The sequence below is a fragment of the Allobosea sp. NPDC003192 genome (genome assembly GCF_050275675.1).
Lineage (GTDB): Bacteria > Pseudomonadota > Alphaproteobacteria > Rhizobiales > Beijerinckiaceae > Allobosea.
Genome location: NZ_JBNNPK010000018.1, coordinates 93724 through 117628 on the forward strand (window position 1 = coordinate 93724; position 23905 = coordinate 117628).

The following is a 23905-nucleotide window of genomic DNA, read 5'->3' on the forward strand; positions in this document are numbered from 1 at the left end:
CGCCCGGCTCAACCGCTGGCATCGCCGCATCGCGATGAACAGGGCCTGAAGCGGAGCCACCATGCCAAGGGCGCGGCCTCCGCGGTTGCCTCCAGTGCCGTTCCATGCGACCGGGGACACGGAGAAAACGCGGGATTTGGCGACCATGGCCCAGCTTCTGACCATCGAGGATTTGCGTCTGCAGGCAAAGCGCCGCGTCCCGCGCATGTTCTACGACTATGCCGATTCCGGCGCCTGGACCGAGAGCACCTACCGCGCCAACGAGGCCGATTTCGCCGGGATCAAGCTGCGCCAGCGTGTCGCCGTCGACATGACCAACCGCACGCTGGCCTCGACCATGATCGGCGAGCCGGTCTCGATGCCGGTGGCATTGGCGCCGACCGGCATCGCCGGCATGCAGCACGCCGATGGCGAGATCCTCGCCGCCAGGGCAGCCGCCCGGGCCGGCGTGCCGTTCACGCTCTCGACGATGAGCGTCTGCTCGATCGAGGACGTCGCCGAGAACACCGACAAGCCGTTCTGGTTCCAGCTCTATGTGATGCGCGACCGCGTCTTCATCGAGCGCCTGATCGACCGTGCCAAGACGGCCGGCTGCTCGGCACTGATGCTGACGCTCGACCTGCAGATCCTCGGCCAGCGCCACAAGGACATCCGCAACGGCCTCTCCGCTCCGCCGAAACCGACCATCGCCAATCTGATCAACCTCGCCTTGAAGCCACGCTGGTGCATGGGCATGCTCGGCACCAAGCGGCGCAGCTTCGGCAACATCGTCGGCCACGCCACCGGCGTCGGCGACATGACCTCGCTCTCGGCCTGGACCGCCGAGCAGTTCGACCCGACGCTGAGCTGGGACGACGTCAAGTGGATCAAAGACCGCTGGGGCGGCAAGCTGATCCTGAAGGGCATCCTCGACGCCGAGGATGCTGAGCTCGCGGCCCAGAGCGGTGCCGATGCGCTGATCGTCTCCAACCATGGCGGCCGCCAGCTCGACGGCGCGGTCTCCTCGATCGCTGCCCTGCCCGGCATCGTCGAGCAGGTCGGCGGACGCATGGAGGTCTGGATGGATGGCGGCGTCCGCTCCGGCCAGGACGTGCTGAAAGCTGTGGCGCTCGGCGCCCGCGGCGTGCTGATCGGCCGCCCCTTCCTCTATGGCCTCGGCGCCATGGGCGAGGACGGCGTCAAGCTCGCCCTCGACATCATCCGCAAGGAGATGGACATCACCATGGCCCTCTGCGGCAAGCGCGACATCCAGGATGTCGACGCCAACATCCTGGTGAAGGGCAAGGCCTGAGGCCAGCGGCGCTCAGGGCTCCTCTTCCAGAGCGAGGACGGCGAAACTGGCGAGCCAGTGCTCGCCCATATAATCGCCGGCGATATGCGGAATGCCCGCGGCGAGATGCTCGGCCGCGGCCGTCTTCGCGACCGCTCGGCGGGCATCGCCCTCCGGCAATGCGCCGGCCAGCGCCCGCCAGCACCAGGCGCGGCTGAGGTTGAGCCCGTCGAGATGCGCAATCTTGCCGTCGCTGCGGTCGGTGACGGTCGCGGGCCTGAACAAGGTCGCCGGCTCCCGGCGCTCCAGCCTCGGCAGGAAGCGGTCGAACCAGAGCAGGAAATGATCCGGCGGCAGCAGGCGGCGCATGCATTCCGCCTCGATCAGCGCCGAGGATTGGAAATCATCGCCACTCGGCTCGCCCCAGGCCGGGCAATCGGTATCCTCGCCATACCAGCGCAGGGCCGTGTCGCGCAGCAGCGCGGCGAAATCATCGTCCGCCGTCGCGGTCGCATAGTCCGCCGCCATGCGCAGGCCGAAGGCGGTGTTGAAATGCGTCCCGACCCGCACCGGATAGGTCGAGAGCGGCAGGAAGTCGCGAAAGCGCTGCGCGAAGGCCTCGGCCAGCGGAGCGATGGTCAGCGACCAGCGCTTGTCGTCGAGCAGACTGAGTTCCGCTGCCAGCTTCAGCAGCCAGCCCCAGCCATAGGGGCGCTTGAAGCCGCGCGCGGTTGGCGCGGCGAGATAGCCGCACTCGACCGCGACCTTCTCGGGCGTGAGCTGCGCGTCGAACAGCGCGCGGATATCTGCGGCCGCCTCGAAGTTGGGGTAACGCCGCAGCAGCCGCGCCAGCATCCAGTAGCTGTGGACGCAGGAATGCCAGTCATAGCTGCCATAGAAGATCGGGTGCAGCTCGCGCGGGGTACGCGCATCCTCCGGCCCGGCCAGCGTATGGTCCGGCTTGTTCGGATATTCGCGCCCGACATGCCCGAGCGCGATGCGGGCGAAACGGAGCGCGAGATCTTCCGTCAAATGGGCGGCGGTCATGATGGCTTCCTTGCTCTGGCGTAATTGATGATCATGTCGATCAGGCGCGGGGTGAGATAGATCGGCAATTGCGTCGCCGCAAAGAACAGCGCCATGCGCGGCGAGGCGGCGGCGCCGAGCGCCGACCAGACCAGCCCGACATTGCGATTGCCGAGGATGAGGCCAACGGCCAATCGCTCGGCGAGCGTGCCCGGCAGCAGGACAGCGCCGGCCCCCTGCAAACCGAGATTGCAGGCGACGGCGAGCGCGAGGTAAAGCAGCGCGGCCTGCCAGTCCGCCTCGATCTGCGCGCGCACGCCCGCCATGGTGGCGACCACGAAGACGAGCAGCGCCGCGACCACGATTCTGTCGACCGTTTCACCATGGTCCCGCAGCTGTGCTCCCGCAAAGCGCCGCAGCAGCAGGGCGACGCCCTCGGCACCGCCGACCAGCACGGCCAGGCGCAAGGCGAGATCGAGGGCACTGAGTCCGATCCCGCCGAACCAGCCGGCCAGGAGAGGCACGGTGAGCGGGGCGAGCGCCATGCACAGCAGCGTCACCGCAAGCGGGACTGTGCCGTCGAGGCCGAGCATCCGCGCCACCGCCGCCGTGCCGCTAGACGGTGGGGCCGCGCTCGCCAGCACGAGGGCAAGCGCGAGCTCGGCGCCGAGGCCGAGACCTTGCGCGATCAGGCCGATCAGGACCGGACAGGCGACCATGACGGTGACGGGGAGGAGAACGGAAAGCGCGGGCCGGCCGAGCACGGCGATGACGGCCTTTCCGTCCGTTCGCAGCAACGTGCCGAGCACGATGATGAAGATCATCGCCGGCATCGACGGCCGAGCCAGCTCGGCCAGCGCCGGAAAGGCCAGGCCGGCGAGGACGCCGAGCGCCAGGATCGTCGGTCCGCGCGGCACGAGGCGCGACAGGAATGCTCGCATGCGCCTCGTCCGGTCGTTTCAAGCACGCCCCTTTCACCAGTTCGCCCGACATTGTGGAAATCGATTTTTACTATTGGTACTATTGTTCAAATGAATTTGGCTGCCATCGACCTCAACCTCCTCGTCGCCTTCGAGGCGCTGCTGGAGGAGCGCAACGTCACCCGCGCCGGCCAGCGCATCGGCCTGGCGCAGCCTTCGATGAGCAGCGCGCTGACGCGCCTGCGCGCCTTGTTCGGCGACGAGCTCTTCATCCGCACCGCCGCTTGCATGCAGCCGACCGCCCGCGCGCTGGCGCTGGCCGGGCCGATCGGCGAGGCGCTGGCCCGGATCAGGGAGACACTCGCGCCGGACACCGCCTTCGAGCCCGCGACCGCACGCCGACGCCTGACCATCGCCGTCACCGACTATGGCGACCTCGTCGTCGTGCCGGCGCTGGTCGCCCTGCTGCGCCAGGAGGCGCCCGGCATCGATCTCGTGGTCCGGCCGATCGCCGATCCCAGCGCGATCCTCGCCGCCCTCGAGCGCGGCGATGTCGATGCCCTGATCGGCGGCCATCTGCCGGGCTCCCCGCGCGTCGTCAGGCACAGGTTGTTCGAGGAGGATTTCATCTGCATCCGCGACAAGGAGCACGCCGAGCCGCTCACCGCTGACGAGTACCTCCGGCTGCCGCATGCGCTGTTCTCCTCCGCCGGCGGCGACGGCTCACCCGGCGTAGTCGATGCCATTCTCGCCATGGAGGGCCGCAGGCGTCGGGTCGCGGTCACGCTCGCCCATGTCGTCGCCGTGCCCTTCGCCGTCGCCGGCACCGACCTCGTCGCGACCATGGCCAGGCGTGTCGCCGGGCGCTTCGCCGAGATCGCCGGCGTCACGCTCATGCCCCTGCCCTATGACACCCCACCCTTCGCCATCGACCTCCTGCACAATCGCCGCGCCACCGCCGATCCGGCTCTGAGATGGTTCCTGGCGGTGATCGAACGGATCGGGCGCTCGCTTTAGAACGTGGGCACAGACGGCCTTGACTCTCACGCCCCTCATGTCCAGATAAATGAGCAATCACTCACTCATTCAGATTTGACCCGTTCATGGCCCGTCCCCTCAGCGAAGCGAAGCGCGAAGCGATCCTGGCCGCCGCCTGCAAGCTGGTGGCGGAGCAAGGCACCGGCGCGCCGACCGCCAAGATCGCCAGGGAGGCAAAGCTCGCCGAGGGCACGCTCTTCACCTATTTCGCCACGAAGGACGACTTGCTCAACCAGCTCTATCTCGAGCTGAAGACCGACTTCGCCAGGCTCACCGTGCCCTCTTATCCCGCCAATGGCAGCGTGCGCGACCGGTTCGAGCACTTCTGGAACGGCTTCATCGACTGGGGCGCGAAGCATCCCGCCAAGCGCAAGGCGTTGCGCCAGCTCGCCGTCTCGGGCCGGATCACCCAGGAGACCCGCGACCGGTCGGCCGTGGCCTTCGCCGAGATCAGCGCCCTGTTCGAGCAGGGACACCGGGACGGCGTGCTGAAGGACCAGCCGCAGAGCTTCATCGGGACGGTCCTCGACGCCCTAGGCACCATGACGCTCGACCTGATCGCGCAGGAACCGAACCGGCACGAGCACTACAGGAAGACCGGTTTTTCGGTCTTCTGGGACGGCATCTCCGCCTGAAACCCATCGAGGAAGGACCGCTCAGGCCTTTTTTTGACTCGATTAAATGAGCAAGTACTCACTCACAATTTCGCGAGGACATCTCATGACCAAGACCTGGCTGATCACCGGCGCCGCCCGCGGCCTCGGCCGCTCGATCGCCGAGGCGGCTCTCGCTGCCGGCGACAATGTCGTCGCGACCGCGCGCGATCCCGGCCGCCTCGCCGATCTCGAGGCGCGATATCCCGACACGCTGCTCTCCTTCGTGCTCGACGTCACCGACATGGCGGCTGCGAACGTCGCCGTCACCGCCACTGTCGATACCTTCGGCCGCCTCGACGTGCTCGTGAACAATGCCGGTTACGGTCACGCCGTCGCCTTCGAGCAGACCAGCGAGGACAGCTTCCGTGCCCAGATCGAGACCAATTTCTACGGCGTCGTGAACCTCACCCGCGCCGCGCTGCCGGTGCTGCGGGCCCAGCGCTCTGGCCACATCATCAACATCTCCTCGGTCGGCGGCCGTACCGGCACGCCTGGCCTCAGCGCCTACCAGTCGGCGAAATGGGCGGTCGGCGGCTTCACCGAGGTGATCGCCAAGGAGGTTGCGCCGTTCGGCGTCAAAATCGTCTCGGTCGAACCCGGCGGCATGCGCACCGGCTGGGGCGAGATCGCCCGCGGCAACGCCCCGGCGGTGATGCCGGACTACCAGCCCAGCGTCGGCGCCGTGCTCGACCTGCTCAAGGCCTATGTCGGCAACGAGATCGGCGATCCCGAGCGTATCGCCGGGATCATCCTCGATCTCAGCCGCCGCGAGACCCTGCCGGCCCATCTCGTCCTCGGCAGCGACGCCCTCTTCGTCCTCGCCCAAGCCGAAGCTGAACGGCAGAAGCAGGCGGCCGAGTGGGCGGAAGTCAGTCGGTCCTCGGATTTCGTCGGGACGGACCTTGTAGCTCTGCAGAAGCTGCTCGGCGGGGAGGCTCGGGCATAGCGGTCGGCTTCTGCCCTGTTGCGGAGGTTAAGAAGGCCTCTTCGGGATAAGGCGCGGGAGTTCTCGCCTGAGGACTCCTATCGCAATTGCGCCAGGACGATTTCGCGCAAGACCCGCGTCGGCGGCATCCACTGGTCCTCCCGCTCATAGTTTCCGGCCGTCACCGCGATGACCAAGTCGAGTGCGGGGATAACGAACAGCCGCTGGCCTCCCTCGCCTTGCGCCATCCACATTCGCTCCAGCCGGCCGACGGCCCAGCCCTTCGGCTTGCCGAAGGCGATGTCGAGGACAAACCACTGATAGCCGTAGCGGCGAAGCTCGTCGGCGCTGACGAAAGGGGTTACGCAGCGCGCAAGCCATTCGGCGGGGACGACCGAACGTCCATTCACCTCGCCGCCATTCAGCATCATCATGCCGATGCGCGCAAGATCGCGTGTCGACATCCGCACTCCCGATGCGGCAATCGGCTCGCCATCATCATCCGTCACCCATTCGGTCGCCCCCATCCCCAGGGGCCCGAACAGGCTTTCGCGAGCAAAGTCGTGGAGCGCTTTGCCCGTGCCCTTCGCGATGATGCCGGCCAAAAGCGCTGTCGTTCCGCCGCAATAAGCCCAGTGCGCACCCGGCACATCGATCACGGGTCGCTCAAGGATGTAGCGATACCGATCCGGCGCAGCGTCCATCGCAATTTCGCTATTGCGAGGGTCAGAGTACGGGAAGCTGCTTTCGTCCCAGTCGGTGCCCATCGCCATCGTCAGCACATGCTGGATCAGAAGCCGATCACGGCCATCCCGATGCGCGAGATCGGCGTATTCCGGGAATGCGGAGAAGAGCGGCGCTTCCGGAGGTGGTACCTGACCCTGCTGCAGCGCGATGCCATAGAGCAGGCCGACGATGCTCTTGGAACAGGATCGCAAATCATGCAGCGTGTCGGGCGTGAAGACGACATGGCCGAGCGCGCCGACGCCGCGGGCGCGATCCTCGCCTCCGAAATAGCGTTCGAGGACCGCCTTGCCGCTTCGCAGCACAACGAGCCCGTGCAGGTTCCAGACTTTCCCGTCGGCGATGGCCTGATCGAGCCGAGCGCCGAGACCGGGCAAGAAACCCTCGTCTTCAGGGGCGGCCTTTGCGAACCAGCCGGGATCATCGCCGGCAGGCGCAGTAGATTGCTGCATCATGATCGAGGCTCCGGCCGGCGCGCTCATTCTTAAGCAGGATGGCGGCTTTCCGGAACCATGTCAGAGCCTACAAGCTACCGGCTTTCGATTTCACATCGTCAGGCACTCGATCCAGCCACCCGATAAAAAAGCCCGCGCCCCGTTTCCGGAGCGCGGGCCATTTCGAATCCTGCGCCAGCGGCTTAGCGCGTGAACTTCTTGTACTGGATGCGCTTGGGGATGGTGCTGTCGATGCCCAGCCGGCGCTTCTTGTCTTCCTCGTAATCGGCGAAATTGCCCTCGAACCACTCGACATGGCTGTCACCCTCGAAGGCGAGGATGTGGGTGGCGATGCGGTCGAGGAACCAGCGATCGTGGCTGATGATCACGGCGCAGCCGGCATAATCCTCCAGCGCCTCTTCCAGCGCGCGCAGCGTGTCGACGTCGAGATCGTTGGTCGGCTCGTCGAGCAGGAGGACGTTGGCGCCGCTCTTCAGCATCTTGGCGAGGTGGACGCGGTTGCGCTCACCGCCCGAGAGCGAGCCGACCTTCTTCTGCTGGTCGCCGCCCTTGAAGTTGAAGGCCGAGCAATAAGCCCTTGAATTGATTTCTTTCTTGCCGAGATAGATGATGTCATTGCCGCCTGAGATCTCCTCCCAGACGTTCTTCTTGTCGTCGAGCGAGTCGCGGCTCTGGTCGACATAGCCGAGCTGGACGCTCTCGCCGATCTTGATCGTGCCGGCATCCGGCTTCTCGACCCCGGTGATCATCTTGAACAGCGTGGTCTTGCCGGCGCCGTTCGGGCCGATCACGCCGACGATGCCGCCCGGCGGCAGCTTGAAGGTGAGCCCGTCGATCAGGAGCTTGTCCTGGAAGCCCTTCGACAGGTCCTCGAAATCGACGACATTGTTGCCGAGCCGCTCGGCGATCGGGATGATGATCTGGGCAGTGTCCGGCCCCTTGTTCGAGGCCTTCTGCACGAGCTCGTCATAGCGCTGGATGCGGGCCTTGCTCTTGGCCTGGCGCGCCTTCGGCGAGGCGGCCATCCACTCGGCCTCGCGCTCCAGGGTCTTCTGGCGCGAGGCGTCCTCGCGGCCTTCCTGGGCGAGACGCTTCTGCTTCTGCACCGACCAGGCCGAATAGTTGCCCTCATAGGGGATGCCCTGGCCGCGATCGAGCTCGAGGATCCAGCTGGTGACGTTGTCGAGGAAGTAGCGATCGTGGGTGACGATCAGGATCGCGCCCGGATAGGTACGCAGATGCCCTTCCAGCCAGGCGGTGGTCTCGGCATCCAAATGGTTGGTCGGCTCGTCGAGCAGTAGCAGCTCGGGCTGCTCCAGCAGCAGCTTGCAGAGCGCGACGCGGCGGCGCTCGCCGCCCGAGAGCTTGCCGACCTGCCAGTCGTCCGGCGGGCAGCGCAGCGCGTCCATCGCCTGGTCGACCTTGGAATCGAGATCCCACAGGCCCTTGGCCTCGATCTCGTCCTGGAGATTGGTCATCTCGTCCGCGGTCTCGTCCGAATAGTTCATGGCGAGCTCGTTGTAGCGGTCGAGGATCGCCTTCTGCGGGCCGACGCCGAGCATGACGTTCTCGCGGACGGTCAAGGTCTCGTCGAGCTTGGGTTCCTGCGGCAGGTAGCCGACGCGCGCGCCCTCGGCGACCCAGGCCTCGCCGGTCCACTCCTTGTCGAAGCCGGCCATGATCTTGAGCAGGGTCGACTTGCCGGCGCCGTTGACGCCGAGCACGCCGATCTTGGCGTCCGGATAGAAGGAGAGGTGGATGTTGTTGAGGACCTGCTTGCCGCCCGGATAGGTCTTCGACAGGCCGCGCATATGGTAGATGAACTGACGAGACATGGGGCGTGCGGGCTCCGCTTGCGACTGGCGTTCGGGCTTTGGGGAAATCTGGCCGCTAGATAGGCGACGAGGCCGCGGAAGGCAACGGGCGGCGGCAGATCGGCCGTTGCAACTCTGGCTTGAAACAGTAATCGCCCCGCGCCAGATTGCCGCTACGTCAACCGACCACCAACGCCGTGAAGGCCTACCGCATGGCGAAGTCGAAAAGCCCGCCTCCTGCCTCTCACGACCCCAGCCAGATCACCACGATCTCGGCCTCTGGCGAGATGCGCGAAGCGACGTCCGAGGAAGCACAGGCCTTCACTGAGCGCATGCGCGCTGCATCCGCTGAGCGGGCACGCCGCGACGGCATCGATTTCGCGTCCGAGCCCGACGATCCGCGGATGGAAGCGCCGGCGCAGCGGACAGCACCAAAAAAAGCGGCGTCGCAGGGCCGCGCGCGGCAACCCAAATCGACGGAAGCGAATCTCCAACCCGCACTGAACGCTCCGACCATCCTTACCATCAGAGAGGCGCGCGCTCTGACGCATTCCGATCGCGCCAAAACGTTGATCGATCTCGCCGGTGCCATTGCTGTATCGACTAAGCCCCGAGGCACGCAGCTGAGTGCCCGCGACTTGTTGTGGGCAATGCTCCTGTTGGGCCAGACGTCGGACGAGCGCTCGGGTGCGACCGCGACGCGATGGCTGTACGACTGGATCGCCGGGCGAACACAGAGACCTATTTCATCGGCGCTGTCGCCCTATGTGAACATAAAGCCGGCGCCCGTGGACGGCTCACTGCCGCTGTCGCCCAATGCAGCGAGAATTCTTGCGCGAGCGCGCGCAATTGCTCTTGTCACGGTCAACCGGGCGCAAGTCGATCTCCGGCATATCGTCGCCGCGTTGACACTCACCGACACAGCCGGTGCGAACGAGAATGTTCTCGGCCTCGCCCGCCGAAGTATGGGCGTTGACCTGACGGAGTTTCCTCCGGACATGGTCAATATCATCGCCCGATCGAAGGAGCCCGATGAAAGCTTGGCCGCCTGGCAAAGCCTCCTCGAAAATCCCATTCCATCGGAGGGTGCGGATACCGGAATTCGGCCTCTGCGCCGACTCGCCACCATCTCCGGCTTCCACGCCGACCGCGCCTCGACCGCCGGCTCCGACCCCCTCGGCATCCAGGCCGACGTCACCGCTTTCGCCCGCCTGATCTGCCTCGAAGAGGCGCGGCCGCCCCTCTCGATCGGGATTTTCGGCGAATGGGGCTCGGGCAAGTCGAGCTTCATGGAGCGGCTTCAGCTCGAGATCGCCGATCTGACCCGCAAGGAGCGCGAGGCGCGGGTCAAGGCCACTCAGCCGAATGCGGCGGTCTCATCCGGCAACGCGGCAAATGCCCCGCGCTTCATCGAGAACGCCGTCCAGATCCGCTTCAACGCCTGGCACTATGCCGACGCCAATCTCTGGGCGAGCCTGACCGCCGAGTTCTTCGACCAGCTCCGCCGCGGCGGCTATGAGGGCCAGCGTTCCCGGGACTATCTCGCGCTGATCGGCAAGGTCGCCGAGCGCGTCCGCAGCCTCGAAGCCTCCGCCCAGAAGGCAGAGGACAAGCTCGCCGACGCCGAGCGCACTGCCCGGAACGCGGACGAGGCCCTCGCCTCGGCGCGCAAGAAGCTGGCGGCGAGCGACCTTGCTCTAGCGTCGCAGCATCTCGCCGAAACACTCGACGGTATCCGCAAGGAGAAGCAGAACGCCGACAAGCTGAAGGAAGTCGGCCGGCGCATCTATCGCGACGATCTCGGCACCGATCTCGACAGCTTCACCGCCGCTGTCTCCGGGGCCAGCACGATTCCCGGCAAGGTCGCGTTGGTGGTGCGCCTGATGGCGGGCGGCGGCCTGCCCACTTGGCTCGGCGCCTTCGCCATCGTGCTGATCGCTGCCGCCGGCATCGGCTGGCGCCTTGGCGATCCGACCTCGCTCGCCGTGCTGCTCCAGCGCGCCATCGCCTGGGGCGGCGGCACGCTCGCGGCGCTCGGCTCGCTCTGGCAGGCGGTCAAGCTCGCCAAGCCGGTGCTCGACGGCGCCTGGGAATATGCCAAGGCGGTCGAGAAGGCGCGCAAGGAGCTGGCGAAGGAGGTCGAGGACAAGGAGGTCGCCGCCCGCGAGGCGGGGCGCGCCCTCGCCGAAGCCCAGCAAAAAGCCAAGGAAGCCAAGGCGCCGCTGGCGAAATACGGCGACGGCGCCGCGGCCGGCGCGCCGAGCACGATCCTGCGCTATTTCCTGTTCGAGGACGGCGATGTCCGCGACTACGACAAGCAGGTCGGCCTCGTCAGCCGGGCGCGGCGCTCCTTCGAGCAGCTCGACGCGATCTTCGGGGCAAAGCGCGACGGCTTGGCGGCGAAGGAGAAGCTGGCCGGCCTCGCGCCCGGCAAGACGCTCGATCCGAAGGAGGTCGAGGCGCTGAAGCGCTACGAAGCGATGCAGCTCGACAAGCAGGGCCTCGTCATCCCCGATCGCATCGTCCTCTATATCGACGATCTCGACCGCTGCACCCATCAGCAGGTCTACGACGTCCTGCAGGCGATCCATCTCCTGCTCGCCTTCGAGTTGTTCGTCGTCGTGGTGGGCGTCGATGTCCGCTGGGTCGAGGAAGCCGTCGCGCGCCAGTTCAGCACCGCCGCAGAGGATCTACCGGACAATGCCACGCCCGAACAGCGCGACGCCGCCCGACAGAGAGCCGAGACCGAGCGACGCAAGCGCGCCATCGACTATCTCGAAAAGATCTTCCAGCTGCCGTTCTGGCTGCGGCGACTCTCGACCGAGGGCGACAAGGGCGGCAGCTACGGCGCCTATGTCCAGGAGCTGCTGAGGGCCAATCTGGACGTTCCAGAGAATGTCCCCTCGCCGCTCGCCGGAACGAGTGGCGGGCCGGTCCTTAAGACGTTCGCGCCTGGCGCAACGCCGGAATCAGAAACATCTCCGACCGACGAACTTGCGCCCGAAAGTCTCACCGACGCAGCCCCCACCGCCGACGAACTCGCCTCGGTCGAACTGGCGCTGGCAACCGTGCGGCTGACGAAAGAGGAAGTCGACTTCCTCGCCAGCCCCGAGATCGGCGCCATCGCCTTCAAGAGCCCGCGCTCGGTCAAGCGCATGCTCAACGTCTATCGCATCGTTCGCGCCCGGATGAGTGAGACGGAGCTGGATGAGTTCCTTGGCAGGAACGGCAAAGTTCCGAATTGGCCCGTCGCCGTTTTCATGGCCGCGGTGGAAACGGGGCAACCCGTCGAGATCGCTGACGCCTGGTTCGAAGGCCTCAAGACTGGGAATGGAGAAATATTGACAGCCTCTGGCCCTACAGTTCACGCCAGCAAGGAAACAGCTTTTGCCGAGATGGCAAAGGCAACCGGATTGGCAAAGTTGGAATTGGCGGATTTCGTCGCGGAGTTCGCGCTGTCACGAGCGATCAGAGCACTCGATAGAATCGAGGACATAGGACCTCTGACAACCGGCCGAATGCTCGGCATGGCCCGCATCGTCCGCCGCTACTCCTTCAACCGCTATCACTGAGGCCCATCGGCCTCAGTGATCCCGAAAGCGCTCAGCGTGGCCGGATATCCAGGCCGCCGCTGACGATCGCCCTGGTCATCGGCCGGGCCAGGAAGTCGTGCGGGAAGCCGAGGTCGATCGCGCTCGCCGCCTGCAGCCGCGCCCGCTGCCCTTCGTCCAGAACGACATCCAGCGCCCCGAGATTGTCCTCGAGCTGGGCAAGCGTGCGCGCCCCGATGATCGGCGCCGTCACGGCCGGGTTGAGCAGCGTCCAGGCCAGGGCGACCTGCGCCGGCGAGCGGCAGAGCTCGCCAGCCACCTCCTGCACGACATTGGCGATGGCGAGCCCGCGCTCGGTCAGCGAGCCGTTGCCGGCGGCGACATCGCGACGGGAACCATCGGCGGCCGAACCGCCCGTCCCAGCGCCGAGATCGGCGCGGCTGTATTTGCCGGTCAGCACCCCACTGGCGAGCGGCGACCACGGGATGACGCCGAGCCCGAGCTCCGCCGCCATCGGCACCACGTCGCGCTCGACCGTGCGCTCGATCAGATTGTACTCGACCTGCATGGCGACCAATGGCGCCCAGCCGCGTAGATCGGCGATCGCCTGCATGCGCGAGGCCTGCCAGGCCGGGATGTCGGAGAGCCCGAGATAGAGCACCTTGCCGGCGCGGACGAGGTCGTCGAATGCGCGCATGATCTCCTCGACCGGCGTCGTGAAATCCCAGGCATGGAGATAGAACAGGTCGACATAATCGGTGCCGAGCCGCTTCAGGCTGTCCTCCAGCGAGCGCACCATCGCCTTGCGGTGGTTGCCGCCGGAGTTTGGGTCGCCCGGCTGCATCGGCAGCGTGTACTTGGTCGCGAGGACCAGGCTGTCGCGCCGACCCTTGGCGAATTCGCCGACGAAGCGCTCCGAGGTGCCTTCGGTATAGCGGTTGGCCGTGTCGATGAAATTGCCGCCACGCTCGACATAAGCGTCGAAGATGCGGCGCGCCTGCGTCTCGTCGGCGCCCCAGTTCCAGTCGGTGCCGAAGGTCATCGCTCCCAGCGCGAGCGGCGAAACCCGCAGGCCGGAGCGGCCGAGCAAACGATAGGATGAAAGAGTGGTCATGGGCAGCTTCCTGTCTTGCAGCTGCCGGCAAGATGCCTCTTCGCGATCATCGCGATAATGCGATAAGATCGGAAGATACTCTTCAGAAATGAGAGCATAATGCGCGGCAGCGACATCGCCGAACTCCGAGCTTTCGCCGCCGTCTGCGAACATCGCAGCTTCACCCGCGCCGCCGCCCATCTCGGCATGTCGGGCTCGGCCCTGAGCCAGGTCATCCGGACGCTGGAAGAGCGGCTCGGCACGCGCCTGCTCCACCGCACCACCCGTTCGGTCGCGCCCAGCGAAGCCGGGGAACGCCTGCTCGCCGGCCTGCTCCCCGCTTTGCGCGACCTGGAGGCCGCCGTCCTCTCCGTCACCGCGCGCGAGGGCGCGCCTTCCGGGCGCCTGCGCATCAACAGCAGCCGGCTGGCGGCGCTGCATCACCTCGCGCCGCTGATCGGCCCGTTCACCCAGGCCTATCCGGGGATCAGCCTGGACATCGTCGTCGACGACACCCTCATCGACATCGTCGCGGCCGGCTTCGATGCCGGCGTCAGGCTCGGCGAAAGCCTCGATCGCGACATGGTCGCCATCCGGCTCGGTGGCCCGTTGCGGCTCGTGGCAGTGGCTTCGCCTGACTACTGCGCTCGTCACGGCCGCCTCCAAACGCCGCAGGACCTGCTCCAGCATCGCGGCCTCAACACCCGTTGGCCGACCGATGGCAGCCCCTATCGCTGGGAGTTCGAGCGCGATGGGCAGGAGTTGGAGATCGCCGTTCCCGGACAGGTCATCACCAACGAGGCGGAAATGCTCGTCCGGGCGGCCTGCGACGGCGCCGGCATCGCCTATGTCCCCGAGCCGCTCGTCGCGGGGCTGATCGCGAGCGGAAAGCTGATCCATCTGCTGGCGGACTGGTCACCGCCCTTCCCCGGCTTCCATCTTTATTACCCAAGCCGGCGGCAGATGCTGCCGGCGCTGCGCGCCTTCATCGACTTCGCCACGGCTGCAGACCGGATCAAACAGTCGGCGAAATAGGCGGGTCCGCCCGCCGGCGACCTGCCCTTTCCACGACAGTTCCCACGGCATCCATAGCCGCGCGGCCAGCGACTTGCGACTCAATCATATGATGATATGATCTATTTATGGCTCGCCCTTCGAACTTCCATGCGCATCTCGTCGATCGGCTCGGCCGGGAGATCGTCTCCGGCCAGATCGGGCTCGGTGGCACGCTGCCGCGCGAGGACGAGCTCACCGCGCATTTCGGCGTCAGCCGCACCGTCATCCGCGAGGCGACCAAGACGCTGCAGGCGCTCGGGTTGATCGTCACCGGCCCGCGCGTCGGCTCGCGCATCCAGCCGGTCTCGGCATGGCGCCTGCTCGATCCGCAGGTGATGGGCTGGATCACCGATGCCGACATGGCGAGCGGCTTTCAGCGCGATCTGCTCGAACTGCGTGGCATGATCGAGCCTGCGGCCGCCGGCCTCGCCGCCGAGCGCGGCACCGACGAGCAGATCGCCGAGATCACCGCGGCCATGGCGGCGATGGTGACCGCCGGCGACAAGCGCACCCATGAGCTGGCCGATTTTCGCTTTCACGAAGCGATCCTGGAGGCATCGGGCAACCTCCTGTTGATCCAGCTGAAGCCAATTCTCGAGGCCGTGCTGAAGGCCTCGTTCGGGCTCTCCATGCACGACCTCGAGCGCACCCGGGCCTCGCTCGCGATCCACGGCGTCGTCACCGACGCCATCGTCGCCCGCGATCCCGAAAGGGCGCGGCGGACCATGGCGGAGCTGATCGCCGTCGCCCGTGTCGACATGGAAAGCGCCTACCGCACCAAACCCGAAGCGCCGAAGAGCGCCGGAACGCCAACAACAGACCAACGGGAAACGTCCAATGCTGCGTCACGCCGAAAGGTGGGTCTTACGCGCGCTTGAGTTCTGCCTCGTCGCCCTGCTCGCCGGCATGGTGGTGATGGTGTTCGGCAATGTCGTGCTGCGCTACGCGTTCAACTCCGGCATCGACGTGTCGGAAGAATTGTCGCGCTATTTCTTCGTCTGGCTGACCTTCATCGGCGCCGTCGTTGTGATGCGCGAGAACGGCCATCTCGGCGTCGACAGCCTGGTCGGGGCGCTCGGCGACAAGGGCCGGCGCCTCTGCATGGTCGCCAGCGACGCCATAGTCTTCATCTGCTGCCTGATGCTGCTCGAAGGCACCTGGAAGCAGCAGGCGATCAATGCCAGCGCCGTCGCCCCGGTCACCGGCATCAGCATGGCCTATGTCTACGGCGTGCTCTATTTCGCCGGCGCCGGCATCGCGCTGATCACGCTCGGCCGGCTGTTCCGGGCGCTGACCGGTAAGCTCGCCCCGCACGAACTCGCCGAATTCGCCGGCGACTACAGCGCCAGCCCCTCGCATAACCTGAAGGGGCATCTGGAATGACCGTCGCCGTCTTCCTGGTCTCGCTCTGCGGAGCGATGGCGCTCGGCATGCCGATCGCCTTTGCGCTGATCGTCTGCGCCGTCTGCCTGATGTTCTGGCTCGGCGTCTACGACACCCAGATCATCGCCCAGAACATGATCATCGGCGCGGATTCCTTCCAGCTCCTCGCCATCCCCTTCTTCCTGCTCGCCGGCGAATTGATGAATGCCGGCGGCCTCTCAAAGCGCATCGTCAATTTCGCGCTCTCGCTGGTCGGCCATCTCCATGGCGGCCTCGGCTATGTCGCGATCTTCGCGGCGATCATCATGGCCTCGCTCTCGGGCTCAGCTGCGGCCGATACCGCAGCGCTCGCCTCGATCCTGCTGCCGATGATGCGCAGCGCCGGCTACGATGTCGGCCGCTCGGCCGGGCTGATCGCGTCCGGCGGCATCATCGCCCCGATCATCCCGCCCTCGATCGGCTTCATCGTCTTCGGCGTTGCAGCGAACCTGTCGATCACCCGGCTCTTCCTCGCCGGCATCTTCCCGGGTCTCCTGATCGGCCTTTCGCTGGTCATCGCCTGGTGGATCGTCAGCCGCCACGACCAGCTTACCGTGCTGCCGCGCCGGACAGGGCGCGAGCGCCTGCAGGCGACCTGGGACGGCGCGCTCGCCTTGCTGATGCCGATCGCGATCCTCGGCGGCATCCGCTTCGGCATCGTCACGCCGACGGAAGCGGCGGTCGTCGCCACCGTCTATGCGCTGATCGTCGGCATGTTCGTCTATCGCGAGCTGAAGCCGAGCCACCTCTACCGGGTGACGCTGCTGGCGGCGAAGACGACCAGCGCCGTGATGCTGCTCGTCGCCGCGGCCGTGGTCTCGGCCTGGCTGATCACGCAGGCGAACATCCCGGCCGAGCTGTCGTCGCTGCTCGCGCCGTTCATGGACAACAAGACCCTGCTGATGATCATCATCATGCTGCTGGTCATGGCGGTCGGCACGGCGCTCGACTTCACCCCGACGGTGCTGATCCTGACGCCGGTGCTGATGCCGATCGTCAAGCAGGCCGGTATCGACCCGATCTATTTCGGCGTCCTCTTCATCATCAACAACGCCATCGGCCTGATCACGCCGCCGGTCGGCATCGTGCTCAACGTCGTCTGCGGCGTCGCCCGCGTGCCGATGAGCGCGGTGATGCGCGGCGTCTGGCCGTTCTTCATCGCCCAGTCGATCGCGATGTTCCTGCTCGTGCTGTTCCCACAGCTCGTGATGGTGCCGCTCGCCTGGCTGAGCGGCCGCTAGAGCATTTTCGAGCGAAGTGGACACCGGTTCGCGTGAAGAAAATGCGACAAGACAAAGACTTAGAGCGTTCCTGCGGTTCGGAGAAGCGCGGGAACGCTCTAGAGACGAAGCCTGCCCCACCAAAACCCAAGAAGAGTTCAGTACCAGGGAGTAGATCATGACCAAGGCAACTCGGACCAGGACGACCCGCCTCCTCTCGCTCGTCGCCGGCGTTGCGCTGGCAGCCTTCGCCGGTTCGGCTGAGGCGCAGATCAAGGAGCGCAACATCCGCGTCTCCAACGGCATCAACGAGGACCACCCTGTCGGCAACGGCGTCGCCAAGATGCGCGCCTGCATGGCCGAGAAGTCCGGCGGCAAGCTCAAGCTTCAGGCCTTCTGGGGCGGCGCGCTCGGCGGCGATCTGCAGGCGACGCAGGCCCTGCGCGCCGGCACGCAGGAGATGGTGATCACCTCCTCCTCGCCGCTTGTCGGCATCATGCCCGAGCTCGGCGTCTTCGACCTGCCCTTCCTGTTCACCAACGAGAAGGAGGCCGACGCCATCCTCGACGGCGCCTTCGGCACCTACATCGCCGACAAGCTGCCGGGCTTCGGCGTGGTCAACCTCGCCTATTGGGAGAACGGCTTCCGCAACCTGACCAATTCGAAGCGCGCCGTGACCAAGGCCGAGGAGATGACCGGGCTCAAGGTTCGCGTCATGCAGAACAACATCTTCCTCGACAGCTTCAAGACCATGGGCGCCAACGCCACCCCGATGGCCTTCGGCGAGGTCTTCGCCGCGCTTGAGACCCATGCGATCGACGGCCAGGAGAACCCGCTCGTCACCATCGACACCTCGAAGCTCTACGAGGTCCAGAAATACCTGACGCTGAGCCGGCACGCCTATACGCCATTCCTGATGCTCTATTCGAAGAAGCTCTGGGACCAGCTCTCGGCCGAGGAGCAGAAGATCCTCAGCGACTGCGCCATCGTCGGCCGCGACGAGGAGCGCAAGGTCTCGCGCGAGCTCAACGACAAGTCCCTCGCCAATCTCAAGGCCAAGGGCATGCAGGTCAGCGAGGTCAGCGCCGAGGAACTCGCCAAGATGCGCGACAGCACCCAGGCCGTGTACCAGCGCCACCAGGCGACGATTGGCAAGGACACGATCGAGCGCATCCAGGCCGACCTCGCCAAGCTGCGGGGGAAGTAGCGCGGGATCCCCTCTCCCGGATGGGAGAGGGGTAGGGGTGAGGGACCGCCACTGATTGTTGAGGCGATGCGGCGCCGTTGCGCCTTCTGCGGTTAGGGCAGGCCCTCATCCCTGCCCTTCTCCCACACGGGAGAAGGGTTCCCCGCGCCCTTGATCGCAGTCACCTCTGTCATGTCACCTCAGGACCACCGATGAAGATCACCGCCCTCGAAACCATCCGCCTCGCCGAGTTCGGCAACCTCGTCTGGGTGCGCCTGCACACCGATGACGGGCTCGTCGGTCTCGGCGAGACCTTCATGGGCGCGGCCGCGGTCGAGGCCTATCTGCATGAGAGCGTCGCGCCCAAGCTGATCGGCCAGGACCCGCTGCAGATCGAGGCCCGCAATGCCAGCCTGAGCAATTATCTCGGCTGGCGCGGCTCGGGCGTCGAGACGCGCGGCAACTCGGCCGTCGACCTCGCGCTCTGGGACATCTACGGCAAGGCGATCGGCCAGCCTGTCTCGATGGCGCTCGGCGGCCGCTCCCGCGACACCATCCGCACCTACAACACCTGCGCAGGCTACAAATACATCCGCGACGCCCGCGCCCAGAAGGTCGCGAACTGGCATGTCGGCGAGCAGGGCGGGCCCTATGAGGATCTCGAAGGCTTCCTCTACCGGGCCGACGAGCTGGCGCACTCCCTGCTGGAGCAGGGCATCACCGGCATGAAGATCTGGCCCTTCGACATCGCCGCCGAGCGCACCTCCGGCTGGGACATCAGCCCGCAGGAGCTGAACACGGCGCTGGAGCCTTTCCGCAAGATCCGGAAGGCCGTCGGCGACAGAATCGACATCATGGTCGAGTTCCACTCGCTGTGGAGCCTGCCCATGGCCAAGAAGCTGGCAGAGCGCCTCGCCGAGTTCGACACCTACTGGCACGAGGACCCGTTCCGCCTCGACAACGTCCAGGACCTCGGCGAATACGCCCGTCACTCCAAGGCCTGGGTCTGCGCGTCCGAGACGCTGGCCTACACCCACTCCTTCCGCGACTATCTCGAGACCAAGGCGGCCGGCGTCGTCATGCTCGATCTGTCCTGGTGCGGCGGCCTCTCGGAAGCGCGCAAGATCGCCGGCATGGCCGAGGCCTGGCACACCCCGGTCGCGCCGCATGACTGCACCGGCCCGGTGGTCTACGCCGCGTCCTGCCATTTCTCGCTGCACGCCCGCAACGCGCTGATCCAGGAATCGGTCCGCGCCTTCTACACCGGCTGGTACACCGAGCTCGTCACCGAGCTGCCAGCGATGAAGGACGGCATGATCACCGTCTCGGAAGCGCCCGGCCTCGGCCTCGAATTGCTGCCGGGCCTGGAGAAGCGCGCCGACGCGATCGTGCGGGTCAGCAAGGGCTGACGCTTCACAAACCCGCCAGCCGGCTTTTCGCGGCCCGGCTTTTGCGGGAAGCTCCCGGCGTACCAACTGCTCCGGGAGCCGACGATGACGGTTGCGACGATGCTATGGCGGTTCGGACTCGCCGCCATCCTCGCGACCGGGCTCGCCGCCCCTGCCCTCGCCCAGGCGAACGAGCCGGGCTGCCGGCCGGAAATGGCGAGCTATCGCCTGCCGATCCAGCGCGTGAATCTCGGCAAGGACGAGGTGAGGCTGACCTTCGTCGGCCACGCCACCTTCCTGATCGAGACGGCGGGTGGGGTGAAGGCGGCGACCGACTACAACGACTATGTCCGCCCGCCGGTGACGCCCGACATCGCCACGATGAACAAGGCGCATTCGACGCATAATTCACGCGCGCCAGATCCCGCCATCAAGCAGGTCCTTCCGGGCTGGGATCCGTCAGGCCGAGGCGCCGCCCGTCACGACGTCACCATGGGCGACATGCGCGTGCGCAATGTCCCGACCAATATCCGCTCCTATGGCGGCGACACCGACTATGACGGCAACTCGATGTTCGTCTTCGAGATCGGCGAGCTTTGCATCGTCCATCTCGGCCATCTCCATCACCCGCTCGAGCCCGGCCATTTGCGCGCGCTCGGACGGGTCGACATCGTGCTCTTCCCGGTCGACGGCAGCTATACGCTCGACCAGGAGGGCATGCTGGAGGTGCTGAAAGCCGTGCAGGCGAGGGTAATGATCCCGATGCACTTCTTTGGCGGCGGCACGCTCAACCGCTTCCTCGCCCGCTCGCAGGACCTCTGGCCGGTCGAGCGCCGCGACCGGCCGGAGATCGTACTGTCGAAGTCGAGCCTGCCGGCCAAGCCGACGATCATCGTCCTGCCGGGGCATTGAGCCTCAGGTATTCACCCCGCCATCGATGGCGATGCCCGTGCCGGTGATGAAGCGCCCCTCCTCGCTGGCGAGATAGGCGATCAGGCCGGCGATATCCTCGGCCTTGCCGAAGCGCGGGATCGCCATGCGCAGGCGCTGCGCCTCGGCATGCTCCCCATCGGCCGGGTTCATGTCGGTGTCGGTCGAGCCGGGATGGACGACGTTGACGGTGATGCCGCGCGGGCCGAGATCGCGGGCGAGGCCCTTGGTGAAGCCGATCAGCGCCGCCTTGCTCATCGCATAGAGCGCGATGCCCGGCTCCATCACGCGCTCGGCGAGGCACGAGCCGGTGGTGATGATCCGCCCGCCATCCGGCAGGTGCTTTGCGGCCGCCTGCGAGGCGACGATCACCGCCCGGACATTGATCGCGATGATCGCGTCGATCTCCTTGAGATCCCAGCTGCCGACCTCGCCATAGTGCCAGATGCCGGCATTGTTCACGAGAATGTCGAGCCCGCCGAGCTCGGCTGCCGCCTTGTCCACCGCCGCCGTGAGCGCCACCGGATCGGCACTGTCGGCTTGCAGCACCACGGCCTTGCGGCCGAGCGCCCGGATCTTGTCCGCCACTGCTTCGGCCTTGTCGCGGGCGCGTTCATAGGTCAGCGCCACATCCGCCCCGTCCTGCGCCAGCCGGAGCGCCGTCGCCGCGCCGATGCCGCGGCTGCCGCCGGTCACCAGGGCTTTCTTGCCTGCCAGTTTCGTCATGGGTCACCATATTTGTAGCGATTGATACAAATACAGATGATGCGCTTGCCCCGCCGCGTCAAGCGATTTATTTATCGGTCGATACAGAAAGGTGACAGCCATGGCCGAACGAGGCCGCCCACGTGCCTTCGACCGGGGAGAAGCCCTCCACCGGGCAATGCTGCTGTTCTGGGAGAAGGGCTATCAAGGCACCTCGATGAGCGAGCTCACCGCGGCGATGGGCATCAATGCGCCGAGCCTCTACGCCTGCTTCGGCAGCAAGGAGGCACTCTATCGCGAGACGATGGCGCTCTACGACGACTACGAAGGCGGCGGCTTCGGCGCTGCGCTCGCTGCCGCTCCGGACGCGCGCGCAGCGATCGAGACCTATCTGATGGGGTCGGCCAGACTCTTCACCCGCCCCGGCAAACCGGCAGGCTGCATGGTCGTGCTCTCCGTCATCCAGGCAGCCGGAGTGAGCGAGGAAGCCGCCTGCGAGCTGCGCGACGCCCGCGCCGAGATGCAGGGGCTGCTGGAGGCCCGGTTGCGGGCCGAGGCCGCGAAAGGCGCGCTTCCCGCGTCGTGCGATGTCTCGGCCATCGCGTCCTTCTACATCACGGTGCAACAGGGCATGTCGATCCGCGCGCGTGACGGGGCGACCCGCGCCGAGCTCGAAGCCGTGGCGCAAGGAGCGATGCTGGCCTGGGACGGGTTGACCAGAGCCTGGGCCTGAAGGTCGCACAGCCCTCGCTATCCGCTTAACGCCTTGCTCAGCCTGATCCGAGGCTTTGCTGGGCAGGGCAGGCCTGCTCAGGCACACTCATGCCGCGCAAAGGAGCCTGGCATGATCCGTCCCCTCGCCGTCGCCGCCCTCGCTGTCGCCCTGCTGCCCGCAAGCGCCGAAGCCGCCAAGTTCCGCGGTGGCAGTCGCTCGCACACCACGAGCGCCAGCCAGCCCCAGCGCGACGGCTCCAATGTCGTGATGACCCCGACACTGCGCAGCCGCCAGACGGACGCCGCAGCCGCCGCGCCGCAACCTCTGCATATTGCATCCCCGACCGCGGTCGCGGCCGCCGAAACGGCCAATCTGCGCGGTTCGCAGCCGGCGGAACCGCGCGTCTGGTGCCGATCGCAGACGGTTGTCGGCGGCTTCTGCGTGATGAACTGAACGCCGCTTAGGCCGCTTCCGGCACGCCGCCAACCTGCATCGCCCGCCAGCGTCCTGGCGATTGCCCATAAGCCTTGCGGAAATGCCGGGTCATATGACTCTGGTCGGCGAAGCCGCTCGCGGCCGCCGCTTCAGCCAAGGCCTCGCCCTGCCGGATCAACAATCGCGCCCGCTCCAGCCGGCGCATCACCAGATAATGATGCGGGCTGGTCCCGTAGCGGCGGCGGAACTGCCGCGCCAGCGCATAGCGGTCGAGCCCGGTGACCGCCTCCAGCATGGTTGAATCGATCGTCTCGTCGCGGCTCTCGCTCAGGAAATCGCGGGCACGTTCGCAGGCCCGCATCGCCGGCGTGTCCGCCCCGGTGAGCGAACAGGACGGGTCGAGCTTTAGCAACGCCTCGGCCAGTGCCCCGACCGCCGCATCGCATTCCAGCGGTTCCAGCCCGTGCTCGACATCGCCGAGCAGGCCGACCAGCGCCCGCATCAGGCTGCCGTCGCGGCAGACGACATTGCCGATGAACGGCATCGCGCTGGCCCGCCCGGCGAGCGCGGCCATGATCAGCCCGGGCTCGATATAGGCCATGCGATAGCGAAAGCCGTCCTCGATCCCGGCCCGGCCGTTATGCAGTTCGTCGGGATGCAGCACGATCAGGTCGCCCGGCGTCGAATCCCGCTGCGCGCCGCGATAGTCGAAGCTCTGCACGCCGCTGATCGTGTAGCCGATCGCATAGGTATCGTGCCGATGCGTGTCATAGGCATGGCCGCTGAAGAAGGCCTCGATCCGCTCGATGCCCTCGCCGTCCGGCGCCGTGCGGATCCAGTCGCCGGGCGAGGCGAGCGCGCACGAACGTTCAAGACCCGCCGAGCTGGCAGGCTCTATCGCTGTCGGCATGCGCTTCGACACCAAGATTGCCATCATCGTCCATGACGAGCTCGCCGCCTGGCAGAAGCTCAACGTCACCGCGTTCCTGTCCGGCGGGCTGGTCGCCGCCGCGCCGGAACTCGGCGGCCAAGCTTACCGCGACGGCTCCGGCAAGGTCTACGGCCCGCTGGTGCGCCAGCCGATCCTGATCTTCGCTGCGAGTTCCGCCGACCTCACCCGCGTGCTGCGGCGGGCTGGTGAAGCGGGCCTGAGGCCCTCGCTCTATACACGAGAGCTGTTCGCAACCGGCCATGACGAGGCCAACCGCGCCGCGGTCGAAGCTGTGCCGACCGAGGCACTCGACCTGGTCGGCATCGCGCTGCATGGCGAGCGGAAGGCGGTCGACAAGGCGATCAAGGGGCTGAAGCTGCATCCGTGAGGGGCGCACCGTCATTGCGAGCGCAGCGAAGCAATCC

22 protein-coding genes are annotated in these 23905 nt (G+C 66.5%); 15 read left to right on the plus strand and 7 right to left on the minus strand.

Annotated features, from left to right (window positions below):
- Window positions 1-145: 145 nt before the first annotated feature.
- Window positions 146-1291 (plus strand): alpha-hydroxy acid oxidase, encoded by a 1146-nt coding sequence (locus tag ACQKLX_RS22105; protein WP_427363711.1) that lies wholly within the window; start codon window positions 146-148, stop codon window positions 1289-1291.
- Window positions 1292-1303: 12 nt separating this feature from the next.
- Here the strand turns inward: ACQKLX_RS22105 and ACQKLX_RS22110 are convergent, their stop codons facing one another.
- Window positions 1304-2317 carry a DUF2891 domain-containing protein gene (locus ACQKLX_RS22110; protein ID WP_427363712.1) on the minus strand — a complete coding sequence of 338 codons (1014 nt, stop codon included), beginning with the start codon at window positions 2315-2317 and terminating at the stop codon, window positions 1304-1306.
- On the minus strand, window positions 2314-3237 hold the full coding sequence (locus ACQKLX_RS22115) for a hypothetical protein (RefSeq protein WP_427363713.1): 924 nt from the start codon (window positions 3235-3237) through the stop codon (window positions 2314-2316). The genes ACQKLX_RS22110 and ACQKLX_RS22115 overlap by 4 nt, the downstream gene beginning before the upstream one ends.
- Before the next feature lie 90 nt (window positions 3238-3327).
- On the opposite strand from ACQKLX_RS22115, the gene ACQKLX_RS22120 reads away from it, so the two are divergent.
- The 3 genes from ACQKLX_RS22120 to ACQKLX_RS22130 all read left to right on the plus strand — a co-directional run bounded on the left by ACQKLX_RS22120 (window position 3328) and on the right by ACQKLX_RS22130 (window position 5856).
- Window positions 3328-4233: a LysR family transcriptional regulator gene (locus tag ACQKLX_RS22120; RefSeq protein WP_427363714.1), complete on the plus strand. Its 906-nt coding sequence runs from the start codon at window positions 3328-3330 to the stop codon at window positions 4231-4233.
- 86 nt (window positions 4234-4319) lie between these two features.
- Window positions 4320-4889, plus strand: coding sequence for a TetR/AcrR family transcriptional regulator (locus ACQKLX_RS22125; protein ID WP_427363715.1), 570 nt, complete (start codon window positions 4320-4322; stop codon window positions 4887-4889).
- A gap of 85 nt (window positions 4890-4974) precedes the next feature.
- Window positions 4975-5856: an SDR family NAD(P)-dependent oxidoreductase gene (locus ACQKLX_RS22130; RefSeq protein ID WP_427363716.1), complete on the plus strand. Its 882-nt coding sequence runs from the start codon at window positions 4975-4977 to the stop codon at window positions 5854-5856.
- A 77-nt stretch (window positions 5857-5933) separates the two neighbouring features.
- Here ACQKLX_RS22130 and ACQKLX_RS22135 read toward each other — a convergent pair whose 3' ends face one another.
- Window positions 5934-7034 carry a serine hydrolase domain-containing protein gene (locus ACQKLX_RS22135; RefSeq protein ID WP_427363717.1) on the minus strand — a complete coding sequence of 367 codons (1101 nt, stop codon included), beginning with the start codon at window positions 7032-7034 and terminating at the stop codon, window positions 5934-5936.
- 182 nt (window positions 7035-7216) lie between these two features.
- Window positions 7217-8869, minus strand: a complete 1653-nt coding sequence (gene ettA / locus ACQKLX_RS22140) for an energy-dependent translational throttle protein EttA (RefSeq protein WP_427363718.1) — start codon at window positions 8867-8869, stop codon at window positions 7217-7219.
- Window positions 8870-9888: 1019 nt separating this feature from the next.
- Between ettA and ACQKLX_RS22145 the strand changes: the two genes are divergently transcribed.
- On the plus strand, window positions 9889-12420 hold the full coding sequence (locus tag ACQKLX_RS22145; RefSeq protein WP_427363719.1) for a P-loop NTPase fold protein: 2532 nt from the start codon (window positions 9889-9891) through the stop codon (window positions 12418-12420).
- A gap of 31 nt (window positions 12421-12451) precedes the next feature.
- Here the strand turns inward: ACQKLX_RS22145 and ACQKLX_RS22150 are convergent, their stop codons facing one another.
- Window positions 12452-13513: an aldo/keto reductase gene (locus tag ACQKLX_RS22150; protein WP_427363720.1), complete on the minus strand. Its 1062-nt coding sequence runs from the start codon at window positions 13511-13513 to the stop codon at window positions 12452-12454.
- Between the two features lie 99 nt (window positions 13514-13612).
- Here ACQKLX_RS22150 and ACQKLX_RS22155 point away from each other — a divergent pair, with 99 nt between their 5' ends.
- The 7 genes from ACQKLX_RS22155 (at window position 13613) to ACQKLX_RS22185 (ending at window position 20676) form a co-directional block, all read left to right on the plus strand.
- Window positions 13613-14527 (plus strand): LysR family transcriptional regulator, encoded by a 915-nt coding sequence (locus ACQKLX_RS22155; RefSeq protein WP_427363721.1) that lies wholly within the window; start codon window positions 13613-13615, stop codon window positions 14525-14527.
- Between the two features lie 107 nt (window positions 14528-14634).
- Window positions 14635-15426, plus strand: coding sequence for a FadR/GntR family transcriptional regulator (locus ACQKLX_RS22160; RefSeq protein ID WP_427363722.1), 792 nt, complete (start codon window positions 14635-14637; stop codon window positions 15424-15426).
- A complete protein-coding gene (locus tag ACQKLX_RS22165; RefSeq protein ID WP_427363723.1) occupies window positions 15386-15931 on the plus strand; it encodes a TRAP transporter small permease in 546 nt (181 codons plus the stop codon). Before ACQKLX_RS22160 ends, ACQKLX_RS22165 begins: the two co-directional genes overlap by 41 nt.
- The gene (locus tag ACQKLX_RS22170) at window positions 15928-17211 is read left to right on the plus strand and encodes a TRAP transporter large permease subunit (protein ID WP_427363724.1); all 1284 of its coding nucleotides are present in this window, start codon (window positions 15928-15930) and stop codon (window positions 17209-17211) included. Before ACQKLX_RS22165 ends, ACQKLX_RS22170 begins: the two co-directional genes overlap by 4 nt.
- A 157-nt stretch (window positions 17212-17368) precedes the next feature.
- A complete protein-coding gene (locus tag ACQKLX_RS22175) occupies window positions 17369-18397 on the plus strand; it encodes a TRAP transporter substrate-binding protein (protein WP_427363725.1) in 1029 nt (342 codons plus the stop codon).
- Between the two features lie 191 nt (window positions 18398-18588).
- Window positions 18589-19785 carry a mandelate racemase/muconate lactonizing enzyme family protein gene (locus ACQKLX_RS22180; RefSeq protein ID WP_427363726.1) on the plus strand — a complete coding sequence of 399 codons (1197 nt, stop codon included), beginning with the start codon at window positions 18589-18591 and terminating at the stop codon, window positions 19783-19785.
- 84 nt (window positions 19786-19869) lie between these two features.
- Window positions 19870-20676: an MBL fold metallo-hydrolase gene (locus ACQKLX_RS22185; protein WP_427363727.1), complete on the plus strand. Its 807-nt coding sequence runs from the start codon at window positions 19870-19872 to the stop codon at window positions 20674-20676.
- A gap of 3 nt (window positions 20677-20679) precedes the next feature.
- Here ACQKLX_RS22185 and ACQKLX_RS22190 read toward each other — a convergent pair whose 3' ends face one another.
- Window positions 20680-21420 (minus strand): SDR family NAD(P)-dependent oxidoreductase, encoded by a 741-nt coding sequence (locus ACQKLX_RS22190; protein ID WP_427363728.1) that lies wholly within the window; start codon window positions 21418-21420, stop codon window positions 20680-20682.
- A gap of 100 nt (window positions 21421-21520) precedes the next feature.
- On the opposite strand from ACQKLX_RS22190, the gene ACQKLX_RS22195 reads away from it, so the two are divergent.
- Window positions 21521-22132, plus strand: a complete 612-nt coding sequence (locus tag ACQKLX_RS22195; protein ID WP_427363729.1) for a TetR/AcrR family transcriptional regulator — start codon at window positions 21521-21523, stop codon at window positions 22130-22132.
- A 111-nt stretch (window positions 22133-22243) separates the two neighbouring features.
- On the plus strand, window positions 22244-22567 hold the full coding sequence (locus ACQKLX_RS22200; protein ID WP_427363730.1) for a hypothetical protein: 324 nt from the start codon (window positions 22244-22246) through the stop codon (window positions 22565-22567).
- Between the two features lie 7 nt (window positions 22568-22574).
- Here ACQKLX_RS22200 and ACQKLX_RS22205 read toward each other — a convergent pair whose 3' ends face one another.
- Window positions 22575-23459 (minus strand): AraC family transcriptional regulator, encoded by an 885-nt coding sequence (locus ACQKLX_RS22205; RefSeq protein WP_427363731.1) that lies wholly within the window; start codon window positions 23457-23459, stop codon window positions 22575-22577.
- Here ACQKLX_RS22205 and ACQKLX_RS22210 point away from each other — a divergent pair.
- The gene (locus tag ACQKLX_RS22210; RefSeq protein ID WP_427363732.1) at window positions 23458-23868 is read left to right on the plus strand and encodes a DUF2000 family protein; all 411 of its coding nucleotides are present in this window, start codon (window positions 23458-23460) and stop codon (window positions 23866-23868) included. The two genes, ACQKLX_RS22205 and ACQKLX_RS22210, sit on opposite strands and share 2 nt — an antisense overlap.
- Window positions 23869-23905 lie beyond the last annotated feature (37 nt).

What these genes read in the sequence shown, in the direction of transcription:
- ACQKLX_RS22105 (WP_427363711.1), top strand. Translation starts at nt 146, where the DNA reads ATGGCCCAGCTTCTGACCATCGAGGATTTGCGTCTGCAGGCAAAGCGC.
- ACQKLX_RS22110 (WP_427363712.1), bottom strand. Translation starts at nt 2,317, where the DNA reads ATGACCGCCGCCCATTTGACGGAAGATCTCGCGCTCCGTTTCGCCCGC.
- ACQKLX_RS22115 (WP_427363713.1), bottom strand. Translation starts at nt 3,237, where the DNA reads ATGCGAGCATTCCTGTCGCGCCTCGTGCCGCGCGGACCGACGATCCTG.
- ACQKLX_RS22120 (WP_427363714.1), top strand. Translation starts at nt 3,328, where the DNA reads ATGAATTTGGCTGCCATCGACCTCAACCTCCTCGTCGCCTTCGAGGCG.
- ACQKLX_RS22125 (WP_427363715.1), top strand. Translation starts at nt 4,320, where the DNA reads ATGGCCCGTCCCCTCAGCGAAGCGAAGCGCGAAGCGATCCTGGCCGCC.
- ACQKLX_RS22130 (WP_427363716.1), top strand. Translation starts at nt 4,975, where the DNA reads ATGACCAAGACCTGGCTGATCACCGGCGCCGCCCGCGGCCTCGGCCGC.
- ACQKLX_RS22135 (WP_427363717.1), bottom strand. Translation starts at nt 7,034, where the DNA reads ATGATGCAGCAATCTACTGCGCCTGCCGGCGATGATCCCGGCTGGTTC.
- ettA (WP_427363718.1), bottom strand. Translation starts at nt 8,869, where the DNA reads ATGTCTCGTCAGTTCATCTACCATATGCGCGGCCTGTCGAAGACCTAT.
- ACQKLX_RS22150 (WP_427363720.1), bottom strand. Translation starts at nt 13,513, where the DNA reads ATGACCACTCTTTCATCCTATCGTTTGCTCGGCCGCTCCGGCCTGCGG.
- ACQKLX_RS22155 (WP_427363721.1), top strand. Translation starts at nt 13,613, where the DNA reads ATGCGCGGCAGCGACATCGCCGAACTCCGAGCTTTCGCCGCCGTCTGC.
- ACQKLX_RS22160 (WP_427363722.1), top strand. Translation starts at nt 14,635, where the DNA reads ATGGCTCGCCCTTCGAACTTCCATGCGCATCTCGTCGATCGGCTCGGC.
- ACQKLX_RS22165 (WP_427363723.1), top strand. Translation starts at nt 15,386, where the DNA reads ATGCTGCGTCACGCCGAAAGGTGGGTCTTACGCGCGCTTGAGTTCTGC.
- ACQKLX_RS22170 (WP_427363724.1), top strand. Translation starts at nt 15,928, where the DNA reads ATGACCGTCGCCGTCTTCCTGGTCTCGCTCTGCGGAGCGATGGCGCTC.
- ACQKLX_RS22175 (WP_427363725.1), top strand. Translation starts at nt 17,369, where the DNA reads ATGACCAAGGCAACTCGGACCAGGACGACCCGCCTCCTCTCGCTCGTC.
- ACQKLX_RS22180 (WP_427363726.1), top strand. Translation starts at nt 18,589, where the DNA reads ATGAAGATCACCGCCCTCGAAACCATCCGCCTCGCCGAGTTCGGCAAC.
- ACQKLX_RS22185 (WP_427363727.1), top strand. Translation starts at nt 19,870, where the DNA reads ATGACGGTTGCGACGATGCTATGGCGGTTCGGACTCGCCGCCATCCTC.
- ACQKLX_RS22190 (WP_427363728.1), bottom strand. Translation starts at nt 21,420, where the DNA reads ATGACGAAACTGGCAGGCAAGAAAGCCCTGGTGACCGGCGGCAGCCGC.
- ACQKLX_RS22195 (WP_427363729.1), top strand. Translation starts at nt 21,521, where the DNA reads ATGGCCGAACGAGGCCGCCCACGTGCCTTCGACCGGGGAGAAGCCCTC.
- ACQKLX_RS22200 (WP_427363730.1), top strand. Translation starts at nt 22,244, where the DNA reads ATGATCCGTCCCCTCGCCGTCGCCGCCCTCGCTGTCGCCCTGCTGCCC.
- ACQKLX_RS22210 (WP_427363732.1), top strand. Translation starts at nt 23,458, where the DNA reads ATGCGCTTCGACACCAAGATTGCCATCATCGTCCATGACGAGCTCGCC.
- ACQKLX_RS22205 (WP_427363731.1), bottom strand. Translation starts at nt 23,459, where the DNA reads ATGCCGACAGCGATAGAGCCTGCCAGCTCGGCGGGTCTTGAACGTTCG.